This is a genomic window from Ralstonia sp. 110700041-2, assembly GCF_056280165.1.
This window is the reverse complement of record NZ_JBSFAI010000002.1, coordinates 132,299-154,284: the sequence shown is the minus strand read 5'-3', so window position 1 is coordinate 154,284 and position 21,986 is coordinate 132,299. Positions and strand designations below refer to the sequence as shown.

The 21,986-nt window shown below is 63.4% G+C and carries 24 protein-coding genes, 1 tRNA gene and 1 pseudogene; 14 read left to right on the top strand and 12 right to left on the bottom strand.

The features are described from left to right. Positions 1-106: 106 nt before the first annotated feature. From ACUXH0_RS03280 to ACUXH0_RS03265, 4 genes are all read right to left on the bottom strand, one after another. Positions 107-1,264 (bottom strand): BMP family ABC transporter substrate-binding protein, encoded by a 1,158-nt coding sequence (locus ACUXH0_RS03280; RefSeq protein ID WP_009241128.1) that lies wholly within the window; start codon positions 1,262-1,264, stop codon positions 107-109. A gap of 79 nt (positions 1,265-1,343) precedes the next feature. Then, positions 1,344-2,264 (bottom strand): ABC transporter permease, encoded by a 921-nt coding sequence (locus ACUXH0_RS03275; RefSeq protein ID WP_004631004.1) that lies wholly within the window; start codon positions 2,262-2,264, stop codon positions 1,344-1,346. A 13-nt stretch (positions 2,265-2,277) separates the two neighbouring features. Continuing rightward, the gene (locus tag ACUXH0_RS03270; protein ID WP_009241127.1) at positions 2,278-3,387 is read right to left on the bottom strand and encodes an ABC transporter permease; all 1,110 of its coding nucleotides are present in this window, start codon (positions 3,385-3,387) and stop codon (positions 2,278-2,280) included. Continuing rightward, positions 3,380-4,894, bottom strand: a complete 1,515-nt coding sequence (locus ACUXH0_RS03265; protein WP_009241126.1) for an ABC transporter ATP-binding protein — start codon at positions 4,892-4,894, stop codon at positions 3,380-3,382. The genes ACUXH0_RS03270 and ACUXH0_RS03265 overlap by 8 nt, the downstream gene beginning before the upstream one ends. 487 nt (positions 4,895-5,381) lie before the next feature. Between ACUXH0_RS03265 and ACUXH0_RS03260 the strand changes: the two genes are divergently transcribed. The 8 genes from ACUXH0_RS03260 (at position 5,382) to pcp (ending at position 12,974) form a co-directional block, all read left to right on the top strand. Next, entirely contained in the window at positions 5,382-6,596 is a 1,215-nt protein-coding gene (locus tag ACUXH0_RS03260; RefSeq protein WP_024542211.1) for a multidrug effflux MFS transporter, read from the top strand. 275 nt (positions 6,597-6,871) lie between these two features. After that, a complete protein-coding gene (gene pxpB, locus ACUXH0_RS03255) occupies positions 6,872-7,519 on the top strand; it encodes a 5-oxoprolinase subunit PxpB (protein WP_009277474.1) in 648 nt (215 codons plus the stop codon). Beyond that, positions 7,516-8,565 carry a 5-oxoprolinase subunit C family protein gene (locus tag ACUXH0_RS03250; RefSeq protein ID WP_004630996.1) on the top strand — a complete coding sequence of 350 codons (1,050 nt, stop codon included), beginning with the start codon at positions 7,516-7,518 and terminating at the stop codon, positions 8,563-8,565. Before pxpB ends, ACUXH0_RS03250 begins: the two co-directional genes overlap by 4 nt. 19 nt (positions 8,566-8,584) lie before the next feature. Continuing rightward, positions 8,585-9,328 carry a 5-oxoprolinase subunit PxpA gene (gene pxpA, locus ACUXH0_RS03245; protein ID WP_004630994.1) on the top strand — a complete coding sequence of 248 codons (744 nt, stop codon included), beginning with the start codon at positions 8,585-8,587 and terminating at the stop codon, positions 9,326-9,328. A gap of 55 nt (positions 9,329-9,383) precedes the next feature. Further along, positions 9,384-10,121 carry a DUF969 domain-containing protein gene (locus tag ACUXH0_RS03240; protein WP_004630992.1) on the top strand — a complete coding sequence of 246 codons (738 nt, stop codon included), beginning with the start codon at positions 9,384-9,386 and terminating at the stop codon, positions 10,119-10,121. A gap of 3 nt (positions 10,122-10,124) precedes the next feature. Then, a complete protein-coding gene (locus ACUXH0_RS03235) occupies positions 10,125-11,081 on the top strand; it encodes a DUF979 domain-containing protein (protein ID WP_004630990.1) in 957 nt (318 codons plus the stop codon). Between the two features lie 141 nt (positions 11,082-11,222). Continuing rightward, positions 11,223-12,248, top strand: coding sequence for a TRAP transporter substrate-binding protein (locus tag ACUXH0_RS03230; RefSeq protein ID WP_024542209.1), 1,026 nt, complete (start codon positions 11,223-11,225; stop codon positions 12,246-12,248). Between the two features lie 78 nt (positions 12,249-12,326). Further along, positions 12,327-12,974 carry a pyroglutamyl-peptidase I gene (gene pcp / locus ACUXH0_RS03225; protein WP_004630986.1) on the top strand — a complete coding sequence of 216 codons (648 nt, stop codon included), beginning with the start codon at positions 12,327-12,329 and terminating at the stop codon, positions 12,972-12,974. A 25-nt stretch (positions 12,975-12,999) separates the two neighbouring features. Here pcp and ACUXH0_RS03220 read toward each other — a convergent pair whose 3' ends face one another. The 5 genes and pseudogenes from ACUXH0_RS03220 to ACUXH0_RS03200 form a co-directional block, all read right to left on the bottom strand. Further along, positions 13,000-13,725: a ribonuclease E gene (locus tag ACUXH0_RS03220; RefSeq protein WP_232295853.1), complete on the bottom strand. Its 726-nt coding sequence runs from the start codon at positions 13,723-13,725 to the stop codon at positions 13,000-13,002. Positions 13,726-13,920: 195 nt separating this feature from the next. Beyond that, positions 13,921-14,553, bottom strand: coding sequence for a DUF2968 domain-containing protein (locus ACUXH0_RS03215; RefSeq protein WP_009241122.1), 633 nt, complete (start codon positions 14,551-14,553; stop codon positions 13,921-13,923). A gap of 35 nt (positions 14,554-14,588) precedes the next feature. Then, positions 14,589-14,996, bottom strand: coding sequence for a hypothetical protein (locus ACUXH0_RS03210; RefSeq protein ID WP_009241121.1), 408 nt, complete (start codon positions 14,994-14,996; stop codon positions 14,589-14,591). 314 nt (positions 14,997-15,310) lie between these two features. Beyond that, a complete protein-coding gene (locus ACUXH0_RS03205; RefSeq protein WP_310735950.1) occupies positions 15,311-15,592 on the bottom strand; it encodes a LuxR C-terminal-related transcriptional regulator in 282 nt (93 codons plus the stop codon). Continuing rightward, positions 15,593-15,844, bottom strand: a pseudogene (locus ACUXH0_RS03200) (PAS domain-containing protein); the annotation flags it as partial. Here ACUXH0_RS03200 and ACUXH0_RS03195 point away from each other — a divergent pair. After that, on the top strand, positions 15,821-16,366 hold the full coding sequence (locus tag ACUXH0_RS03195) for a hypothetical protein (RefSeq protein WP_182593771.1): 546 nt from the start codon (positions 15,821-15,823) through the stop codon (positions 16,364-16,366). The pseudogene ACUXH0_RS03200 and the gene ACUXH0_RS03195 overlap by 24 nt on opposite strands. On the opposite strand, the gene ACUXH0_RS03190 is transcribed toward ACUXH0_RS03195, so the two are convergent. After that, complete coding sequence (locus tag ACUXH0_RS03190) at positions 16,356-16,733, bottom strand: J domain-containing protein (protein WP_182593773.1); 378 nt, start codon at positions 16,731-16,733, stop codon at positions 16,356-16,358. The genes ACUXH0_RS03195 and ACUXH0_RS03190 overlap by 11 nt on opposite strands. 78 nt (positions 16,734-16,811) lie before the next feature. Between ACUXH0_RS03190 and ACUXH0_RS03185 the strand changes: the two genes are divergently transcribed. From ACUXH0_RS03185 to ACUXH0_RS03165, 5 genes are read left to right on the top strand one after another with little or no spacing between them, the layout of a single operon-like run. Then, entirely contained in the window at positions 16,812-18,914 is a 2,103-nt protein-coding gene (locus ACUXH0_RS03185; protein ID WP_182593774.1) for a hypothetical protein, read from the top strand. Between the two features lie 22 nt (positions 18,915-18,936). Further along, on the top strand, positions 18,937-19,140 hold the full coding sequence (locus ACUXH0_RS03180; protein WP_182593776.1) for a hypothetical protein: 204 nt from the start codon (positions 18,937-18,939) through the stop codon (positions 19,138-19,140). A gap of 8 nt (positions 19,141-19,148) precedes the next feature. Further along, the gene (locus ACUXH0_RS03175; RefSeq protein ID WP_182593778.1) at positions 19,149-19,631 is read left to right on the top strand and encodes a glycoside hydrolase family 108 protein; all 483 of its coding nucleotides are present in this window, start codon (positions 19,149-19,151) and stop codon (positions 19,629-19,631) included. Continuing rightward, positions 19,631-20,221 carry a 3TM-type holin gene (locus ACUXH0_RS03170; RefSeq protein ID WP_182593780.1) on the top strand — a complete coding sequence of 197 codons (591 nt, stop codon included), beginning with the start codon at positions 19,631-19,633 and terminating at the stop codon, positions 20,219-20,221. The genes ACUXH0_RS03175 and ACUXH0_RS03170 overlap by 1 nt, the downstream gene beginning before the upstream one ends. Then, positions 20,218-20,478 (top strand): hypothetical protein, encoded by a 261-nt coding sequence (locus ACUXH0_RS03165; RefSeq protein ID WP_182593782.1) that lies wholly within the window; start codon positions 20,218-20,220, stop codon positions 20,476-20,478. The genes ACUXH0_RS03170 and ACUXH0_RS03165 overlap by 4 nt, the downstream gene beginning before the upstream one ends. Here the strand turns inward: ACUXH0_RS03165 and ACUXH0_RS03160 are convergent, their stop codons facing one another. Beyond that, positions 20,479-21,732, bottom strand: a complete 1,254-nt coding sequence (locus ACUXH0_RS03160; protein ID WP_182593783.1) for a tyrosine-type recombinase/integrase — start codon at positions 21,730-21,732, stop codon at positions 20,479-20,481. 148 nt (positions 21,733-21,880) lie between these two features. Continuing rightward, positions 21,881-21,970: transfer RNA gene (locus ACUXH0_RS03155), tRNA-Ser, on the bottom strand. Positions 21,971-21,986: the final 16 nt, after the last annotated feature.

Below are 21,986 nucleotides of genomic sequence, written 5' to 3'. Positions count from 1 at the left end.
CGTATCAGCTTGGGGAAACGGTCCGGTTTTCAAGAAGAGGCGCGATCGTCCATGAAAAAAGCCGGCCCTCTCGCGAGACGCCGGCTTTTGCCGAGACGGGTACGACTTAGCCTGGAATCTTGCCTTCCACGCCTTCCACGTAGAACTTGATGCCGTGCAGGAAGCCGTCGTCGGCGACCTTGTCGACGGGCAGGACTTCCTTGCCGGTGTTGTCCTTGAGCGGGCCCTTCCAGATCGGAGCCGAGCCGTCGATGATGCCCTTCTTGCGTGTCTCGACCAGCGTCTTCACGTCTTCCGGCACCACGGCGTTGTATGCGCCGAGGTCGATCGCACCTTCCTTCAGGCCCCACCACACGGTTTCCGGCTTCCACTTGTTTTCAAGCACATCACCGATGACCTTGGTGTAGTACACGCCCCATTTGTTGATCGAAGCCGCCAGGTGGGCCTTCTCGCCAAACTTGGTCATGTCGCTGTCCCAGCCGATCGCGTAGACGCCTTTCTCCTGCGCGGTCTGCACGACGGCGGCGGAGTCGGTGTTCTGCATCAGCACGTCGACGCCCTGGCCGATGAGGGTGGTGGCCGCTTCGCGCTCCTTGCCCGGATCGAACCACTTGTTGACCCACACCACGCGGGTGGTGGCCTTCGGGTTGACGCTGCGTGCGCCCAGCGTGAACGAATCGATGTTGCGGATCACCTCGGGGATGGGCACCGATCCCACTACGCCCAGCTTGCCCGACTTGCTCATCTTGCCGGCCACCACGCCTGCCAGATAGGCGCCTTCATATGTGCGCACGTCGTACTGGCCGAGGTTGTCGGCGGTCTTGAAACCGGTGGCGTGCTCGAACTTCACATCCGGGAATTCCTTGGCGACCTTGAGCATCGATTCCATGAAACCAAAGCTCGTGCCGAAGATGACCTTGTTGCCTTGCGTGGCCAGGTCGCGGAACACGCGCTCGGCGTCCGCAGCGCTTTCGGGCACGCTTTCGACGAAGCTGGTCTTCACCTTGTCGCCGAACTTGGCTTCGACTTCCTTGCGGCCGTCGTCGTGGGCGTGCGTCCAGCCTGCGTCGCCCACCGGGCCGACGTAGACGAACGCGATCTTCAGCGGTTCATTGGCCGGCGCCGGTGCGGCAGCGGCGGGGGCCGATGATGCGGCCGGCGCGGCATTGCCGCTAGCGTTGTCGTTGGACTTGCCGCAACCCCAGAGGGTCAGGGCAGCGCCGGCGGCCAGGGCGGCCAGCGTGATCCTGCGGGTAACGTTCATCGATTTCTCCTGTTGTGTGGCTCGTTGACTGTGTTGAGGCAAATAAAAGCGGAATGCAGAAGCTGACGCTGCATGCAGTTTAGGCAGCCCCCGGGCGGAACGGCTTGCCGAGCGATGCGGGCATGTTCAGGCGGATCCAATCCGGATTGCGCGAGATGATGGCCAGCACGACGATGGTGGCGGCAAACGGCGCCATCGACAGAATCTGCGACGGCACCGACACGCCCATCCCTTGCAGGTGAAATTGCAGGATCGTCACGCCGCCGAAGAGCAGCGCACCGAACAGAATGCGTAGCGGGCGCCAAGTGGCAAAGGTGGTCAGCGCGAGGGCAATCCAGCCGCGGCCGGCGACCATGTTCTCGACCCACATCGGCGTGTAGACCAGCGATAGGTAGGCACCTGCCAGCCCGCAGCACGCGCCGCCAAACAACAGCGCGCCAAAGCGGACGGTGCGTACCGGATAGCCGAGCGCGTGAGCCGACTCCGGCGATTCCCCAATCGCCCGCAGCGTGAGGCCAGCCCGCGTCTTGAACAGGAACCACGCAATCGCGCCGCACAGCAGCAGGCTGAAATAGACCATCCAGTGGTGCGCGAACAGGGCGGGGCCGACAAACGGAATCGACTCCAACCCGGGGATGCCGTGCGCCTGCGCCGGCAGCGACATGCCGACAAAGCGCTGGCCCATGAAGGCCGACAGGCCGGTGCCGAAAATCGACAGGGCGAGGCCCGTGGCGACCTGGTTGGTGACGAGCACCAGCGCCAGCCAGGCGAAGAGGGCGGCCATCACCATGCCGGCAAGCGCGCCGGCGGCAAAACCCAGCAGCGGAATCTGCGTCTGGTAGCCGACCATGAAGCCGACCACGGCGGCCACCAGCATCATCCCTTCGGCGCCGAGGTTGAGCACGCCGGAGCGCTCGTTCATCAAGAGGCCCAGGGCGGCCAGCAACAGCGGGGTGCCGGCGTTGATCGACGCGGCGATCAGGGGAGCGAGACTTTCCATGTATGCGGCCCGATCAGTGATGTGCGCGCCAGCGCAGGCGGTATTCGATGAGCGTGTCGCAGGCGAGCAGGAAGAACAGCAGCATCCCCTGGAACACTCCGGTAATGGCCGACGGCAGGCCCAGGCGCGATTGCGCAAGCTCGCCGCCGATGTAGAACAGCGACATCACGATCGCACCCAGCACGGTGCCCACCGGATTCAGGCGCCCGACGAACGCCACCACGATGGCGGCAAAGCCGTAGCCGGGGGAAATGGACGGCAGCAGTTGCCCGATCGGCCCCGTGACCTCGAAGGCGCCGGCAACGCCTGCCAGGCCGCCCGACACCAGCAGCGCCGTCCACAGCGCCGCGCGCGACGAGAAGCCCGCATAGCGCGCGGCTTGCGGGGCCAGGCCACCGACTTGAAGGCGATAGCCCGCAAAGCTGCGGAAGACAAACAACGTCATCGCCGCTGTCATCACGAGCATGAACAGGAAGCCAACGTGCAGGCGCGTGCCGGCCACGAGCGTCGGCAGAACGAACGCGCTGTCGAACACGATCGATTGCGGGAAGTTCATGCCGTTCGGGTCCTTCAACGGCCCGTTGACCACGTACAGCAGCAGCAACTGCGCGATGTACGTGAGCATGAGCGAGACGAGGATCTCGTTGGCATGAAAGCGATCGCGCAGCAGCGCCGTGATCGCTGCCCACAGCGCGCCGCCGATGAGGCCAGCAACGAGGGCCAGCACCAGCGCAAAGCCGCCCGGGATGGCGGGTGTCGGCGTATCGAAGTAGACGATCGTAGCCGCGGCGAAAATGCCGCCCAAGATCAGTTGCCCCTCCGCGCCGATGTTCCACACGTTGGTGCGATAGCACACCGACAAGCCCAGCGCGCACAGCACCAGCGGCACGGTCTTGAGCAGCACTTCGCCAATCGCCCGCTTGCTGACCAGCGGTTCGACCAGGAACACGCGCAGGCCGGCCACGGGGTCTTTGCCAAGCAGCGCGAACAGCAGCAGGCCGAACACCATCGTCAACACCAGCGCGATGAGCGGCGAGGCATAGGCCATGGTGCGCGACGGGATCGCCCGCAGCTCCAGCGAAACCGGCAGCGCCAGGCGGCTGCCATGCATGACGTCAGCCATGGGCCACCTCCGAGGTCGCTGCCGCCGAAGCCGGGGCTTTGTCCCACATGCCGCTCATCCACAGACCAATCTGTTCGCGGTTGGTGGCGTGCGTGGGCGTGGAGGGCGAGAGGCGCCCGTTGGCGATCACGTGCAGGCGATCGCAAAGCGCGAAGAGTTCGTCGAGTTCTTCCGACACGATCAGGATGGCGCAGCCCCCCGCCTTGAGCGCGAGGATTTCGTTGTGAATCTGCGCCGCCGCACCCACGTCGACGCCCCAGGTGGGTTGCGCGACGATGAGCACACGCGGCGCGCATTCGATTTCGCGGCCGACGATGAATTTCTGCAGGTTGCCGCCCGACAGGCTCTTGGCCGATGCTTCCGGGCCGGCGGCCTTGACGCCAAAGCGTCGGATGATGCCGGCAGCCAGCTTGGCGGCGGCCTTCTTGTCGATGAGCCCCCCACGCACCTGCGGCGCACGCTGATGCGTCAGCAGCGTATTTGCGGCCAGCGACAGCGACGGCACGGCGCCGCGCCCCAGGCGCTCTTCCGGCACGAACGACAGCCCGCGCTTGCGGCGCGCCCGCGGGTCCAGCTTGGCGACTGGCTCGTTGCCGATGCTGATGGTCTGCGCCGACGCACGCGTGTCTTCGCCGGACAGGGCTGCCAGCAGTTCCTGCTGCCCGTTGCCCGATACGCCTGCGATGCCGACGATCTCGCCGCTGCGCAATTGCAGCGCGATGTCACGCAGCTCCGTCGCAAAGGCATGGGCCTTGGGCAGCGACAGTCCGGCCACCTCCATGCGCACGTCGCCCGGTGTGGTCTGCGGTCGCAATTCGCGCGGAGGCTCGCCGCCGATCATCATGCGCGACAGCGACGCCGCCGTTTCCTGGCGCGGGTCGCATACGCCCGTGACCTTGCCCATGCGCATTACCGTGGCGGTGTGGCACAGGGCCTGGATCTCGTCGAGCTTGTGGCTGATGTAGAGGATGCTCGTGCCTTCTACCGCCAACTGGCGCAGCGTCACGAACAGCTTCTCGACGGCCTGCGGCGTCAGCACCGAGGTGGGTTCGTCAAGAATCAGCAGGCGCGGCTTGGTGAGCAGCGCCCGCACGATTTCCACGCGCTGGCGCTCGCCCACGGAAAGCGTATGCACATGGCGATGCGGCTCCAGCGGCAAGCCGTATTTCTCGCCCGTGCTGCGCACCTGATCAGCCACGTCGCGCAGATCCGTGCCCGAGGGCAGGCCGAGCAGGATGTTCTCTGCCACCGTGAGCGTGTCGAACAGCGAGAAGTGCTGGAACACCATGGCGATGCCAAGTGCGCGCGCCTGGTGCGGATTGGCGATCTCGACGCGCTGGCCGTCGAGCAGCATCTCACCGGCGTCAGGCTGCACGGCGCCGAAGATCATCTTCATCAGCGTCGACTTGCCGGCGCCGTTTTCGCCCAGTACGGCGTGGATCTCGCCCGGCGCGACGGTCAGGCTCACGCCGTCGTTGGCGACCACGCTTGGGTAGCGCTTGGTCATGCCCGTCAGCGACAGGCGTGGTGGGAGTTGTGTCACAACAGGTTGGCTCGTGGTTTCCGTGCCGCTCACCGTGCCGGTACGCAGCGGAGGCGGTCTCGTTTTTGGGTGTTGACGACACTTCACTGCAGGCAACGCCAACGCAGATTCGCGCCGACGCATCGCAGCAATCATCATGGTTGGGTGATGCCTGCCATCAACCGCGAATTATATCGTTCGGCTCCATGCCGAACGGCGATTTCGGCCGGCTTGGGACTGCCTCGTACGAGGGGTGGCGGAGTGCAAATCCCGTGCCGGCCCGATCGCGGCGATTTGTGGGGTCCAGCTTGTCATGCCGATGTATGCAGGTGGCACGTGCAGCCCTCGGGTGGGGCGCGCATGCCGTCGTGCACCTGACCAGTGCGCGCGCGTGGCTCGCCGCTTTGCGCTACAGTTCCCGGTTTACTCCGGCGCGGGCCTCCCGTCTGCCGCCGCGTCAAGTTCTCCCTTCATGACTGCTCCCGCTCCTGCACGATCCCGCATGCCCGGCCCGATCCCCGGCTGGCTCCTGCTGCTTGGCGCGCTCACGGCCATCGGCCCGCTGTCGGTGGACATGTACCTGCCGAGCCTGCCGACCATCGCGCGCGATCTGAATACGTCGTCGGCCGCGGCGGGGCTCACGCTGACTGTGTTCCTGATCAGCCTGGCGATCGGCCAGCTCATCTACGGCCCAGCCAGCGATCGGTTTGGCCGCAAGCCGCCGCTCTATATCGGTCTGGCGATGTACGTGGCGGCGTCCATCGGTTGCGCGTTCGCCAAAGACGCCACGATGCTGGCCGTGCTGCGCGGCGTGCAGGGGTTTGGCGGCTGCGCGGGCATGGTCATCGCACGCGCTGCCGTGCGTGATCGCATGGACCCGGCCGGCGCCGCGCAGGCGTATTCGACGCTGATGCTGGTGATGGGTGTAGCGCCCATCCTCGCGCCGATGATTGGCGGCGCAGTGCTGCAGTTCACAACGTGGCGGGTCATCTTTGCTCTGCTGACGGCATTTGGCGTGCTGTCGCTGGTCGCGGTGCATTACCTGATGCGCGAGTCGCTGGCGCCCGAGCAGGCGCGCAGGCTGGCAGTCCGCCACGTGCTGCGCGACTACTGGGAACTCCTGCGCGATCACCACTACGCTGCCTATATGTGGTGCGGCGCCGTGTTTCTGTCGGGCATGTTCGCGTACATCACCGTGTCGTCGTTCGTGCTGATCGACGGTTATGGGCTGACGCCGTCGCAGTACGCCTGGGTGTTCGGCAGCAACGCCGCCGGGATGATCGCGGCCTCGCGCGTGAATGTGCGGCTGGTGCGCAAGTATTCGCCGGCGCGCGTGCTGCGACGGGCGCTGTGGGTGCCGGCCATCACCAGCGTGCTGGCTGCCGCTGCCGCCGCGGCCGGTTTTACGCCGCTGCCGCTCGTGCTGGCGGCGCTGTTCTGCTACATCGCCTCGATCGGCTGCATCTCTCCCAACACCGGCGCGCTGGCAATGGCGGGGCAGGGTGCGCGTGCGGGTACGGGCTCGGCGCTCATGGGCGCCATGCAATTTGGCCTCGGCATGGTGACCGGTACGGTGGTTGCCGCCGTCGGCCAGACGGCGCTGCCGCTGCTGGGCATGATGGCTGTCTGCGCCGTCGCCGCACTCGTTCTGGGTCTGCGCATCACGCGCGAAGAGCCCGCCGCCTGACCCTCAGTTCCGGTCTCGATCTACGCCTCTTGTTCTGGGGGCGTCTTCCTCCTTTCATATGACTTTGGCATAACATGCCTGTCACGCTAACCGCGTCCGGCACCTATGATGAGTGCAGCCGGACCGCGTTCAGCAGCGACTTGGCCCTGAACGACTAAGGGTTACTTCTTATACAGAATTTATCGACAATTTATTAACGTATCGCTTTCGTTTTCAAACGCGCGTCGTTTTGCAGGGATCTTCCCGCCAACGGCGCACACGAGACGGGGGTTAAGTTGCAGTGCACGATTCACCGGCTGGGCGAACTCGCGCTGTTGTGCGAAGTGCCGCCACCGGCCACCCTGAATTGCCAGCAGCGCATCTGGGCCATGGCTTCGCGCGCGTCCAATTGGGCGGGCGTGGTCGACGTGGTGCCCGGCATGAACAACCTCACGCTCGTGTTCGGTCCACTGGCCGATGCGCAGCGATTGACCACGCAGCTGCGTGAGGCCTGGGAAGAGAGCCAGGCGTTGGTGGCCGACGGCAAACTCGTCGACATCGAAGTCGCCTATGGCGGTGACGAAGGCCCCGACCTGCGCGAAGTCGCCAAGCACACCGGCCTCAGCACGGCCGAAGTCGTGCGCCGTCACACCGCGCCGGAATACATCGTCTATTTCCTGGGCTTCCAGCCCGGCTTTGCCTACATGGGCGGGCTCGACAAGTCACTCGCCACGCCGCGTCGCGCCGAGCCGCGCATGGCCGTGCCGGCCGGTTCGGTCGGCATCGGCGGCGAGCAGACCGGCATCTACCCGGCCGCATCCCCCGGTGGCTGGCAACTGCTTGGCCGCACAGACGCGGCGCTCTTCATGCCGCAGCGTAATCCCCCCACGCTGCTGGCGCCCGGAGACCGCATCCGCTTTGTTGCCTCGAAGGTGCGCGCATGAGTTCGAAACCCCAACCCATGATCGAGATCGTGCGGGCCGGCGTGCTGGCGTCCGTGCAGGACCTGGGCCGCACCGGCTATCGCCGTTTTGGCGTGTGCACGTCGGGCGCGCTGGATCCGCTGTCGCTGTATGTGGGCAACCGCTTGGTTGGCAACCGCAGCGATGCGGCGGGCATCGAGTTCACGCTGGGCAACGCCACGCTGCGCTTCCACGCCAATGGCCTGATCGCGCTGACGGGCGCCGATTGCCGCGCCACGCTCGACGGCGCACCGGTGCATGCTTGGCGCGCCATCCCCGTGCAACGCGGGCAGATGCTGACATTGCGCGTGGCGCAGGGCGGGGTGCGTGCGTATCTCTGCGTGGCCGGCGGCATCGATGTGCCCGAGATGATGGGCTCGCGCAGCACCGATCTGAAAGCCGGCTTTGGTGGTTTCGAAGGGCGCCCGTTGAAAGACGGCGACAGGCTGCCCGTGCTGCCTGCCGACACAACGTACGCCCCCGACATCAGCGGCGATACCGTTGCCGTGAAGGCCGCCCGCTGGACGTTCGACCGCGCGCAGAAGGACACGCCGGTCATGCGCGTGCTGCCCGGTCCTGAATACGACGATTTCGTTGCCGACGCGCAAGCCGCATTCTGGGAATCGGACTGGACGCTCACCCCCAACAGCAACCGGATGGGTTTTCGCCTGCAGGGGCCGGAACTCAAGCGCAAAAAGCAGCGCAGCGGCGATCTGCTCTCGCACGGCGTGGTGCCGGGCGTGATCCAGGTGCCGCCGTCTGGCCAGCCCATTGTGTTGATGGCCGATGCGCAAACCACGGGCGGCTATCCGAAGATCGGCTCCGTCATCCTGGCCGACCAATGGCGCCTGGCGCAGATTCCGCTCGGCACGCGCGTGCGCTTCGAGCGTGTCACGCTGGAAGAGGCCGAAGCCGCCCGCGCCGACGTGGCACGGTATCTGCAGCAAATCGAAACCGCACTGGATTGGCAGCGCCAAGGCATTCTGTCGAGCGCGCATCGCACCGCCAAGACGCGACTGAACGCCTGATGCACCGGAAGACAACACCATGACCGCAATTGATCTGAATGCCGACCTCGGCGAAGGCTGCGATACCGACGAGGCGCTCCTCGCACTGGTGAGTTCCGCCAACATCGCCTGCGGCTGGCACGCCGGCGACGTCAACACGATGCGCCAGACCGTGGGCTGGGCGCTGCGCCAGGGCGTGTCGATTGGCGCGCATCCGAGCTTTCCCGATCGCGAAAACTTTGGCCGCACTGAGATGCATCTGCAGCCCGATGAAATCTACGCGGGCGTGCTGTTCCAGATTGGTGGGCTGTCAGCCATCGTGCGTGCGCAGGGCGGCAAGCTGGCGCACGTGAAGGCGCACGGCGCGCTGTACAACCAGGCTTCGCGCGACCGGCCGCTGGCCATGGCCATCGTGCACGCGATCCGCGATTTCGATCCGTCGCTGGTGGTGTTTGGCCTGGCGGGAGGTGAACTGGTCAAGGCCGCGCGTGAACTTGGCCTGCAGGCCAAGGAAGAGGTGTTTGCCGATCGCGGTTACAACGCAGACGGCTCGCTCGTCAAACGCGGTACGCCGGGCGCCCTGATCGACAGCGAAGATGCCGCGCTGGACCAGACGCTGACGATGGTGCGCGAGCAGCGCGTGAAGGCCATCGACGGCACGTGGGTTCCGATCCGCGCGGAAACGGTTTGTCTGCACGGCGACGGCGCGCATGCGCTGGCGTTCGCGCGACGCATTCGGGAACGGCTTGGCAGCGAAGGCATCGCTGTTCGCGCCGGCGCCTGAGCCACGGCCCCGTCCTTCCAGCGGGGCTTTTTATCAACTTGGGGGGAAGCACCACATGGGTACGGCAGTGAATCTATGGCCGCTGATCGGGGTGGTCGTCATCATCGCGGGGTTCATCCTGCGATTCAATCCGATGCTGGTGGTGGCCGTGGCCGCCATCGCCACCGGTTTTGCGGCATCGATGTCCATCGAGCAGATCCTGACGGCGATCGGGACGGGCATCATCAAGACGCGGACGTTGCCGCTGATCATCCTGCTGCCACTCGCGGTGGTGGGTCTGCTCGAACGCCACGGCTTGCGTGAACACGCGCAGAACTGGATCGCGCGCATTCAATCGGCCACCGTTGGCCGTCTGCTGATCGTCTACCTCGCCGTGCGCGAGCTGACGGCAGCTGCCGGTCTGACGAGCCTCGGCGGTCATCCGCAGATGGTGCGTCCGCTGCTGGCCCCGATGGCCGAAGGCGCCGCCGAGAACCGTTTCGGCAAGCTGCCGGCGCCGGTGCGTGAACGCCTGCTGGCCTTCTGCGCCGCCACCGACAACGTGGGCCTGTTCTTCGGCGAAGACATCTTCGTGGCCTTCGGCGCCATCGCGCTGATGCACACGTTCCTGCTCGGCTCGGGCATCGACGTGGAACCGCTGCGTATCGCTGTGTGGGGCATCCCGACGGCGGTCTGCGCGTTCCTGATCCACTCGGTGCGCCTCAAGCGCCTGGACGGCTGGCTTGCCCGCGAGATGGGTAACCAGCGGGGCGCCGCCGGCAATACCAACACGGCCGCGGCCAAGCAGGGGTAAGCCATGATTCTGTCGATCAACTATCTGTACTGGCTGGCCGGGATCATCCTGACGATCACCGCGCTGATGACCTTTGCCGACAAGAACCACCCGCGTCGCTGGACCACGGGCCTGTTCTGGGCGATCTTCGCCGTCATCTTCCTTGTTGGCGACAAGATCCCACCGATCGTGGTTGGTGTGGGTGCCGTGGTGATGGCACTGCTGGCCGGCACCGGCGGCGTGACGCTGGGCAAGCACGGTGAACTGCCGGCAGAAGAGCGCCGCGCATCGGCCAAGCGCCTGGGCAACCGTCTGTTCATTCCGGCGCTGACCATTCCGCTGGTCACCGTCATCGGCAGCGTGTTCCTGAAGGACGTGAAGATCGGTGGCGACCTGCTGCTCGATCCGAAGAACCAGACCTTCGTCTCACTGGGCCTGGGCTGCATCATCTCGCTCGCGCTGGCGTGCTGGCTGACCCGCGACACGCCGGTGCAGGCCATGCGTGAGTCGCGTCGGCTGACGGAGTCGCTCGGCTGGGCGCTGGTGCTGCCGCAGATGCTGGCCATGCTCGGCCTGGTCTTCGCCGATGCCGGCGTGGGCAAGGCCGTGGCGCACCTGACCACCGCCTACATCAACATGGACTATCGACTGGTCGCGGTGGTCGTCTATTGCGTGGGCATGGCGCTCTTCACCGTCATCATGGGCAACGGCTTTGCGGCCTTCCCGGTCATGACAGGCGGCGTGGGCGTGCCGATCCTGGTGGGCGTGTTCCATGCCAATCCGGCGGTGATGGCGGCTATCGGCATGTTCTCGGGCTACTGCGGCACGCTGATGACCCCGATGGCGGCGAACTTCAATATCGTGCCTGCCGCGCTGTTGGAGTTGTCCGATAAGAACGCTGTGATCAAAGCGCAAGTCCCGACCGCGCTACTGTTGCTTGCAGCCAATATCGTGCTCTTGTACTTCCTGATGCTCCACTAATCGTGTTTAATGCGTCGCGTGCGGTGTGCGTCACGCTGGCGGTTCTTAGCCGGCGGACGCCACCCAGCGCGATCGCTGCCCGGGAGACAAGGGCATGCAGTCGTGTCGACCTCGCATCGTGCTCTTTCTCCGGGGGGATTCATGAGCAGCCAGATGACGAGCGGCCGTTCCATGTCGGGACGCCGCTTTTTTTGTGTTCTCGCAGCCAGCGCGCTGTCGTTGATTTCCGCCGCGCAAGCCAGCGCGGAAACGCTCCGAGTGGCCACGCCGTATCCGGCCGTCAATTTCCATACGCAAAACCTGCAGGCCTTTGCCACCGCAGTCAGCAGCGCCACCAATGGCGGGCTCAAGCTCGAGGTCTATCCGAACGGCACGCTGCTCAAGCCGGCCGCCATCTTTGACGGCGTCAAGGACGGCAAGGCGGAAGCGGGCGAAGTGATGCTCTCGACGCTGGCTCAGCGCGATCCGCTTTTCGGCGTGGATTCGATTCCCTTCGTGGTGTCGGGCTACAACGATGCGCGCCTGCTGTGGGATGCCTCGCGCAGCCACATCGAAGCGTTGATGAAGGCCAATGGTTTGCGCCTGCTGTACGCCGTGCCCTGGCCGCCGCAGAACCTGTATTCCGAAACACCGATCGCCCGTTTGTCCGACCTGAAGGGACATCGTTTGCGCACCTATAACGCGGCGCAAAAGCGCATTGCCGAGCTGTACGGCGCACAGGCCGTGCAGGTGGAAGCCGCTGATCTGACTGCCGCGATTGCCGGCGGCCGGATCGACACGATGGTCACCTCGCCGTCCACTGGTCTGGAGACGAAGGCTGGCCAGCGCATGACCTATTACTACAAGGTCAACGCGTGGATCCCAAAGAACGCCGTGTTCGTGAATGAGGCGCGCTTCGCCAAGCTCCCGCCCGCGACGCAGCAGACCGTGCTCAAACTCGCCAAGGATTACGAGGCGCGCGGTTGGGATTCCAGCCGCCAGACCTACGAGCGCGACGAAGCCGAACTCGCCAAGACCGGCGTGCGCGTGCTCAATCCCGACGTGACGCTGCAGGGCGACATGCGCCGCCTGGGCGAGCGTCTGACGCGCGAATGGCTGCACACGGCGGGCACGGAAGAAGTCGACATCCTGTTGAACTTCGAGAACAAGCGCAGCAAGGCAAACTGACGCCGCAACGCGCTCGGGCATGATGTTCGACGGACGTTTATCATCGTTTTTGTCTTACGCAGCAAGCAGGAGAACATCATGCCTACCGTCCTCGTCACCGGTTTCGACCCGTTCGAGAACGAACCCATCAATCCGTCGTGGGAAGCCGTGCGCACCCTCGATGGCCAGGGAATCGCCGGCGCCGAGATCGTCGCGCGACAGTTGCCGACCATCTTCGGCGAATCCAACAAAGTGCTCGGCAAGTTGCTGCAGACGCTGCAGCCGGAGGTGGTGATTGCCGTGGGGCAGGCTGGCGGCCGAGCCGAGATGGCCATCGAGCGCATCGCCATCAATGTTGACGACGCACGCATTGCCGACAACGCCGGCAAGCAACCGATCGATATCGCCATCGCAAGTGACGGTCCGGCCGCGTATTTTTCAACGCTGCCGATCAAGGCCATCGTGCGCGAACTGCGTGCGGGTGGCGTTCCTGCGTCGGTCTCGCAGACGGCGGGTACCTTCGTCTGCAACCACGTTTTCTATGGGCTGATGCATGCCATCTCCCGCCACAAGCTGCCCACGCGCGGCGGCTTCATCCACATCCCGTATCTGCCGTCGCAGGCCGCCAAGCACCCGGGGCAACCGAGCATGGCGCACGACACCATCGTCACCGGTCTGCGCATCGCCATCGAGACAACGCTGCGCACGCTGCACGATGTACGCGAAACCGGCGGCCAGTTGCACTGAGCCGGCGTGGCGGCACGCGCTCCGGTCAGTCCGTGAAGCGCGTATGCCGTTGCAGTTCGATATGCACCGGCGCGCCCGGCGCCGCATAGCCTGAAGCGATTGGCGCCGTGTCGATCGGTGCCGACTCGAATTCGATGAACGCAGATTCCTCGTCGAGCAGTGTGGCCGGCCGTTCCAACTCGTGTGTCGGTGCTGGCTCGACGGCCCGCACAAGCATGCGCGTCCGGATCGATTTCGCCGGCAATTGCGTCACCACCGGCGATGCAGCAGCGATGACCGGCCTAGTGACTTCCGCACCGTCCAACGTCGTGTCGGGAGCACGCGCGACCGCCGTTGCGGCTGCGATAGCGGTTTCGGATTCCTCGGGCTCTTGGGTTTGCGCTGACGCGACGGGCTCGGCAGGAGGGTTCTCGAGCAGAACGATCGGTGTGGTCGGCTGGGCGATGGCGGCCACGGTTGCTTGATCAAACTCTGCGGCTGGCTGGCGATGCTGCCCGGTCTGCCAGCCAAGCAGCGCGGCCGCCAGCGTGCATGCCATGCCAACCGACAGCGCGGTCATGCGTTGAGGCCACTGCCTATGGCGGGCTGTACCGGCGCTACCGCACGTGTGGGCTGCTGGATCGATCGACGCGCTGACCTGTGTTGCGGCGCCGGGCTGCGCGCTGTCGAGTGCAGGCCCGAAAGGCGGCGGCATACGCACCAAGCCCGGTAGGCGCAGGTGTCCGTCGATGATGAAGTTGGGGGATTCCAAATCCGTCTCCGCTGATGGCCGCAGCGCGCATCCAAGCCGGCTGCGCAAGCAGGCGCCATGCTAAGCGGCAGATGGACGGTGGTCGATCAGATTGCTCTTAAGTCGATGCGCGTTGCATCGAAGGCGGAGAGGTCGCTGGCCTGCCGCAGTTGCGCCAGGCCAGGAAGGTGAATGTCAAAGCCCTTGACGAGACGTTTAAGGCGCGGGCGACCAGTGCGGATCGTTGAGCTGTTTTTCCAGCAAGCGGATCTGCTGCTGCAGCGATTCAACCTGGGTCTGATACGCGCGGCGCTCGATGTCCAGCGCCTTCGTCTCCTGACGCATGGTCTGCTGTTCAGTCAGCATTTTCTGGCGCTGCGCCTGCATGATGCGCACTTCCTGGCTCAGGGATGCGGCGCGCTGCTGAGCTGCCTGGGCTTCGCGCTCCAGTTGCGCCTTCTGGCCCGCCGTGACGGCGCGGCGCAGATCATCTTCGGCCCACGTCCGGGTCTGACCGGTCAGCGTCTCGTATGCGCCTTCGGCTGGAGCGACCGACGCAAACTTGTACACACGCCACAGTTCCTTGCGATACGACAGGGCGACGTACGCTGTGGTGTCTTCGTTGACCAGCAGCAGGCTCGTGCCGTAGTCGCCGTTGTAAGTCGTGCGCAGTTCGGTCAGGCGCTTCTGCGCCAGCAACTGCTGCAGTTCAGCGACGGTGCCGCCCGATGCAGCCGTGGACACTGCAGGGGCTTGCGGCGCACTGGCTTGCGCGTGGACGAGGCCGGCGCCCGCAACCGAAGCTGCGGCAACGAACGTGAGAACGGTTCGGCGGAGTACGAGAGACATCGCAAAGTTCAGAAATCGGAGGCGACGCGACTATATCAGCTTTGTGCGCCCGGCCCCGCAGCGAGCGTACCGATTTGACCTTCCGTCGCCTTTGAATCATGGCGGCGTCGCGCCTCGGCCACGATGGACTGCCATTCGGTGAAAGAAACGCGCTCGCGAAACATTTCGATCAGGAAGTCGCCAACGTCCTGATGCCGCTTTGACGTGCCAAGCGCGGCTTTCAAGCGCCGCAGCGCTCTCTGCAAACGCGTGACGCGGGCCCGTGCGTTGGCCTGTTGCAATGAGCCGATGGGAAATGTTCTTACGGATGCTTCGGCCGCTGCCAACGCTCGCACGAGGTCGGCGCGTTGCTGTTGAAGCGGCTCGGCCACGTCGTTTTGACTACCGAGGGTATCTGGGAAAGGAGATTGTGTGTCCTCGAGGCGACCAAAGGCGTGGCGCATTTCGATGCTCCTGTATCGGGTTTAGGTACCCGAACCCCGACGCCAATCGGGGTGGCCGGGCACAAGGCAAGGTTGGCGTACCGGCGATACAGGAAACCGGCGAGCGCGAGCGCTCCCTCACCAAGGCCCGGCCATAGGAGGCGCTTGATGAACGGGCGTAAAAAAACCGCCGGCCGGCGGTTACCCGCCTGTATCTGCTCTCGGACGCCAATCCGAGGTCACGTTGTGTGCGTGACGGGCGGCAGTATAGCCCAGGGCGCGCGCGCTATTTGTGCCAGATGGTGATGCGACGATGCCGTGATACAGGGCGGGTATCAGCGGCTTCGCATCTCTTTGAGCCACAGGCTCATCAGCCCAGCGCGGCCACGCACGCCGAACTTGCGATAGACGCTCGTAATGTAAGAGTGCGTGGTCGACGTGGCCAGACCGAGCTGTTCCGCAATCTGCTTTTCTGCGGCTTCAGTCAACAGCAACTGCAACACCCTGGATTCGTGAGGCGCCAGACGCGCCTGCAGTTGCGCCAGCGGACTGGGCTCCGCCAGCGTCCTCAATGCGGTGACATTGCGCGCCACGCCAATGCGCAGTCGATGCTCCACGTTCCACTGTGCCGACCATGACAAATGGACATCGGTGCCCGACTGGTGCCGATAGCGATTCTCGAATCCGCTGCACTTCACTCCCGCCTGAACCCGACCCGCTTGCTTTTGCGTTCTGTCGCGGTCGTCCGGCGCCACGAGTTCGAGCATGGTTTGCCCCAGCAGCTCGGATGGCCGATAACCAAGAATGTCTTCCCACGCTGCATTGGCGTGACGAAGCTGACGAGCATGCCGACGGCTCAGTTTTCGCATGTCATCGATACGCTTAGGAATCTACCGGAAGAGCTGCAACCGCAAGGGCAACAAGCGCTTGCCGAGATCAAGGGTCAGTTGGCACGGCAGATCTACGCCGCCGGTGACCGCGGGGGTACACAAAACGGGGCATCCATGTGGAATGCGGCGAACGTGACCCGCGAGCTCAACAACCAGGCGTCGAAGATGGCGCTAGTGTTCAGCCCCGAGGAAATCTCGAAGTTCGAGACATTGAACCGCGGCGGCCACATTTTACAAACGCCTTCCGCATACCCTGGGGCTGCCGTTCAGGGCCACAACATCTTGCAGCGCGGGATGATTTGGGCGCCCGCCGCAATTGGTTCAGGTCTTGGAGGGGCGATTGGTCATGCGATTGGTGGCTATCCCGGCATGGTTGCGGGAACAGCGGCCGGCTCAACCTTTGGTTCTTCTGCGGCCACGAAGATGGCCACGAGGATTGATACAGCCAATGCAAACAAGCTGCGCGCATTAATGGGCAATCCGAAACCGGTCACGAAGTGATGGCGCTTACGATGAGCGCCCAGATCATCATTTTCCCGAATTTTGGGTATTTCTTTTCATGGGCATCGAGGGCTGCAAGACCTTCGCGCAGCTTTTCTTCATCAACTTCAAAAGCCGTGGACTTGGGTGGTTTCGAAATCTGGTCCGGGGGACATCCGGCGGCAATCCAGGCATCGTAGGCAAGCCTTCTGTCAGGATCGGAGAGTTCCTCATACGCCTGGTTGAGCAACGTCATGATTTGCGGAGCGTCCGGATGATCGTTTCGATCCGGATGCCATTTCTGTGACAGCGCCTTGTATGCGGCTCTGATGACCTCCGGAGACGCTTCGGGCGTCACCATCAGGACCTCGTAATAACTGCAGTCCATTGAACCCTCCAACCCCGCCAAGTGCGGGGTTTTCTCATTTTAGGCCACCTGCGGGTGGCCTTTTTGTTTTGAGGCCCCATGCCACAACTTCTGCCGAATGGAAAGCAGTCGTTCTTTTTCCAGAACGGCTCGCCACTTGCCAACGGGTCGGTGGCTTTCTATCTGCCTGGTACCACCACGCCGGCTACGACATGGGCCGACCCTGGTAGCCAGACGCCAAATCCCAACCCCGTTCCTCTAGATGCCAATGGGCAAGCCGTCATCTACGGAAACGGCGCCTACCGGCAGATCGTCAAGGATGTCAATGGCGTCACGATCTGGGATCAACAGACCTCGGCACCGGCCGCTTATGCCGATCTGAGCGCTAACACAGCATCGAATCCCGGGGCATCGCTTGTCGGCTTCGATGGCAGTACCGTAGCCGGCAGCTTTCTAAATAAGGTCAACCGTGTTGTTGATTCTATTGCTGCGCTGCGCGGACTTAGTAAGACGCTGTACACGCGCGCGTTCGTCACCGGCTACTACGCCGCCCACGATGGTGGTGGGGGTGCTTACCAGTACGACCCGAACGACACAACTAGCACCGACAACGGCGGCACGATCATCGTCGCCTCGGATGGTGGCCGCTGGAAGCTGCAGCATTTCGGCCGGGTCTCGGTCATGCAGTTCGGCGCGATGGGGGACGGCACCGACAACACCACCGCGATCCAGAATGCAGTCGCAACCGGCCTGCGCGTCTTTTTCCCGAAGCCGACTTCGTACTACTACGTCAAGAACGGGATTACGTGCGCGACCAAGGGCCAGATCATCGAAGGCGATGGACGCCAGGTATCGATCATCAAGGTCGACTCGGCATTCAACATGTCGGCCCTGGGCGTGTTCATCGCCTCGTCCGGGGAGGAAGGCCCCCACTTCCGCAACCTGAAGATCACGTTCGTTCAACCCGATACGGCAGTCCGGGCGAATCTGACGAACTATCCACCCGCGCTCTACATGCGCTCGACGCCCCGCTTCACGGTCGAGAACGTCGCGATCACCCAGGCCATGACCGGCATCGATATGGCGGGCGGCACGAACTCGGGCGGCGCGTTCATTACGCAGCTGGAAATGTCCGCGTACAACTTCGGTATCAACATCGACGGCGCGCAGGATTCGGTGCGGATCAACAAGCTCCACTTCTGGAACTTCGATCTGACCACAAATCAGGCTTCTGTTTTCAATGACGGCAATACGATAGGCGTCCAGACGGCTCGCTGCGACGATTTCCACCTAAGCGACAGCTTATTCATCAATAACGGTGCGCAGCTGAAGCTGACAAGTTCGGCCAGCGGCACGACGTTCGGGGAGGTCATCAACACCGATTTCGATACCTATGGCGGTCTTGTCATGTCGGCTGGCAACCTATCGGTGTCGGGCTGCTTCATGTCGGTTGGCTTCGCGGGTAATCAGGCGATCTATCAGACAGGCGGCTTCCTGAAGGTGGCAAACAGCGAAATCGAGGCGGCGGTGGCAACCACCAATCCGCTTATCCAATTGGCTGGCCCGGGCACCCTCACCTCCGGCTACATGGAGATCGCGGGCGGCATGATTCGTCTTTCGGGGGACCAGCAAGCGGTCAGCGTCAGCGCTAGTTCTGGCACAAACGCGCTGGTGATGACGGGCGTGCAATTGCAATTACCGCAGAACACGAGTCCCACAAATCCGGTGATTGCGGTGGCGGCAGGCGGACGCGCGACCATAACCAGCTGCCGCGCGTCCGACAAAGGAACCGGAACCGGCAACCTCATCACAGTGGCGAGCGATGATGACCACATCATCTCGGACAACGCGCTGATGGGGTGGGCGCTCGCACTTCCGGCAGTGATGACGCTCTCTGTGGTGTCGAACAACTCGGGGCCTCCGGGGGCTGATTTTGTTGGCAACTACTTGGTCGGCTCATTCAAGATCAAGCGCTTCACCGGCACGTTGGACGCCTCGGGGAATTTGACGGTTGCGCATGGCATTGTGGCTGCCCAGCAGAAGGGCCTACTAGCGCAAGCTTTCTACAAGGGCGCAAGCGGCGAAATGAAGGCGATGACGTTCAACTACGTGGACGGCAACAATTTCGCCGCAACCGGCGGCACGGCCAGCGCCGCCTACCGAGCCACGATCATGTGGACGGAAACGCAGCAAGGTTGGTAATCCTCCATAAGACGGGTAACGAATGTCAGTTGATCCAGTGGAATTTGGAAAAGTTCTGGCTCGGTTGGATGAGCAGGACAAGACCATCGCGGAAATGCGCAAAGACCTGAAGAGCCTGCTTGCGATGGCAAACCAGGGCAAGGGTGCACTGTGGGTATGGACGAGCATCAGCGCAGTGATCGGTGCCGTGATCACGGAAGCAGCTCGGCATCTCTTTTTTAAGTAAGGCTAATCATGAGCAGCTTTGACGACGCCTTTGACGCCCTGATCGGAAACGAGGGCGGTTACAGCAACAACCCGGCTGACCCGGGAGGGGAAACAATGTGGGGCATCACTGCCCGCGTAGCCCGCGCAAGTGGCTATACCGGACCGATGCGAGAACTTCCCCAAGTAACGGCAAAAGCCATTGCCAAGAAGCTCTATTGGGATCCGTTGCATCTAGATGAATTCGATCCGCATGTGGCGTTTCAGATCTTCGATGCCAACTACAACGGTGGTCATCCGGTGATCTGGATGCAAGGCGCGTCCGGCGCCAAGGTCGACGGTCTGCTCGGGCCGCAGACAATCGCCGCAGTGCAAGCGACCGATCCCCTGCGTTTCATGATGCGCTGGAACTCGATCCGCCTGCGTTACTTCACGGCCATCAAGACGTGGCTCACCTTCGGGCGAGGCTGGGCAATCCGCATCGCCAACAACCTCTGGAAAGGAGCTGCGTGATGCTTCCAATCGCTCTCGCACTGGCGCAGTTCGCGCCGATGATCGCCGGCTGGCTTGGCGGCCAGAAGGCCGAAGAAGTTGCTGGCAAAGTGGTCGGTATTGCCCAGCAGGTAACAGGACAGTCGTCACCCGATGCCACGGTGGCCGCACTGGCGGCAGATCCGAATCTGGCATTTCAGTTCCAAAAGGCGGTGCTAGATCAGCAGGCGCATCTGGCAGAGATCGCCGCTGACGTGACCAAGGCCGAACTGGCCGCCGACACGGCACAGGTGCAAGCGGTCAATACCACGATGCAGGCCGAGGTTGCCAATTCTGCCAATGAATCGTGGTATCAGAAGGGCTGGCGCCCGTTCAACGGCTTTGTCGTCGGCCTCGGGTCATTCGTGGCAGTGTGCTTTGTCTGCTACCTGTTCTACGTCGCCATCATCCAAAAGGATCTGACGGCACTCAACATGGTGCCGCAACTCGCCACAGCCATTGCCATGATCCTAGCGGTGCCCGGTGCAGCGGTGGGTATCACTGCATGGCACCGCGGTGTACTTCAGCGCATGCAGATCCAGGGGGATGGGAAAAGCGGGGCAACGCAATGAAAGCCATCGCCTTCCTTAAGCGCTATTTGTGGAACTGGCTACGATGGGGCGATGAGGGACTCAACGTGTTCTGGGGTGGCGATGCAAACGAGATGTTGTCGTCGCGAGCAGGTAAGGCTCAGAAGAAAGGAGCGCGGTGGGCCTGTGTGCTTTGCCGGGTCATCGACTGGGTTATCGGAATATTTGGTCGACCACCTGGTCATTGCGCGCGGTCGATCAATCCAGACGATGGGGCGAATGCGACGGTTCCCGATTAATCAGCCGTGCGCCGATAGTGGCGCGTTGCCCATCGGGCTGATAGAAATGATTGCCGCCGTCTCTCCGGAGCAGAATCTGGCCCAGTCGCTCATCATCTTTCGGCGGCGCTCCAGCATGTCACCACGGCGGTAAGCCGCCTCGCTCTCGTTCTGGATGGCGTGTGCAAGCGCCTTTTCTGCGAGCGAATCTGCATATTCCGTGCACTCGGCCACCCAATCCCGGAAGGTTGAGCGGAAGCCATGCACCGTGATGTGGTCGTAGCCCATGCGCTCCAGCACCTTCAGCATCGCCATGTTAGAGAGTGGCTTATTCTTCACGCGGCCAGGATAGAGCCAGCCATCGCGCGCGTCAGGCAGAGCTTCCTTGACCAACTCAACTAAGCGATCAACCATCGGCACGCGCAGCGGCAATTCCATCTTCATGCGCTCACCGGGCACCGTCCAGATGCGATAGCCCATGGCAAATTCCTCGGGGCGCGCGAACTGCACCTCCTGCGTGCGCACGACCGTCAGAATCAGGTGCTCCAGCATGCGGGCGGCGGTCCCACGCTGTTCGCGCAGCGCCTTCATGAATTCAGGCATCTCCTGCCACGGTAGGGCCGGGTGGTGCTTGATCTTCTTGCGGCGGTTCTGCTTCGGCAGCAGCTTGTCGAGGTGGCCGCGCCAGCGCGCCGGATTCTCGCCCTCCCGGTGCCCGAGAGCCTTTTCGGCGTCAAGGATACATTCCAGCCGGCCGCGCAGCCGGAACGCGGTTTCCCGCTTCGAGATCCAGATCGGCTGCAGCACGCTGACGATCATGGCAGTGTCGACGTCGCGCACGTCCTGATCGCCGAGTATCTGGTTGGCATAGGTCGCCAGCGTGTTTTCCCACTGCTGGGCGTGCTTCTTGTTCTTCCAGCCGTCTCGGTGCTGGGCGATGTAGGCGGCTGCCGCCGCCCTGAACAGGCGCGGGCCAGAAGCTTCCTGGACACGCTTGTTCTGCTCCGCCTTCCGTACCTCGATCGGATCGAGGCCTTCGCGCAGGAGATTGCGACACTTCGCGGCCTCGACGCGCGCGGCCGCCAGAGAGACAGAGGACAGGGGTCCTAGCCCCATCTCTCGCGACTTGCCGCGCAGCGTGAACTTGAAAATCCAGGAGCGCGATCCGGTCTCAGAAATCTGGAAGTAGAGGTTGCCGCCGTCCGGGTAGTGCCCCGGAGCGTCCAGCTTGCCGATCTTGAGCGCTGTCAGCCGATGCAGTTGCCGTGTCGCCATTCCTACCCCTGTTCTCACCCCTGTTCGATGGGTGGATTGTGTCGGAGCGATTTGGAAGCGGCAAGAAGAGAAATACCCCCAAAACCGCGTCGCAGCTTGGGTTTAGCAGGTTATTTCGGAGTGTATTGGAACGCCTTGGAATGAGCCGTGGCGGAAGCGGTGAGATTCGAACTCACGGATGGGTCACCCCATCGGCAGTTTTCAAGACTGCTGCCTTAAACCACTCGGCCACGCTTCCTTCGTACTGCGCTGCT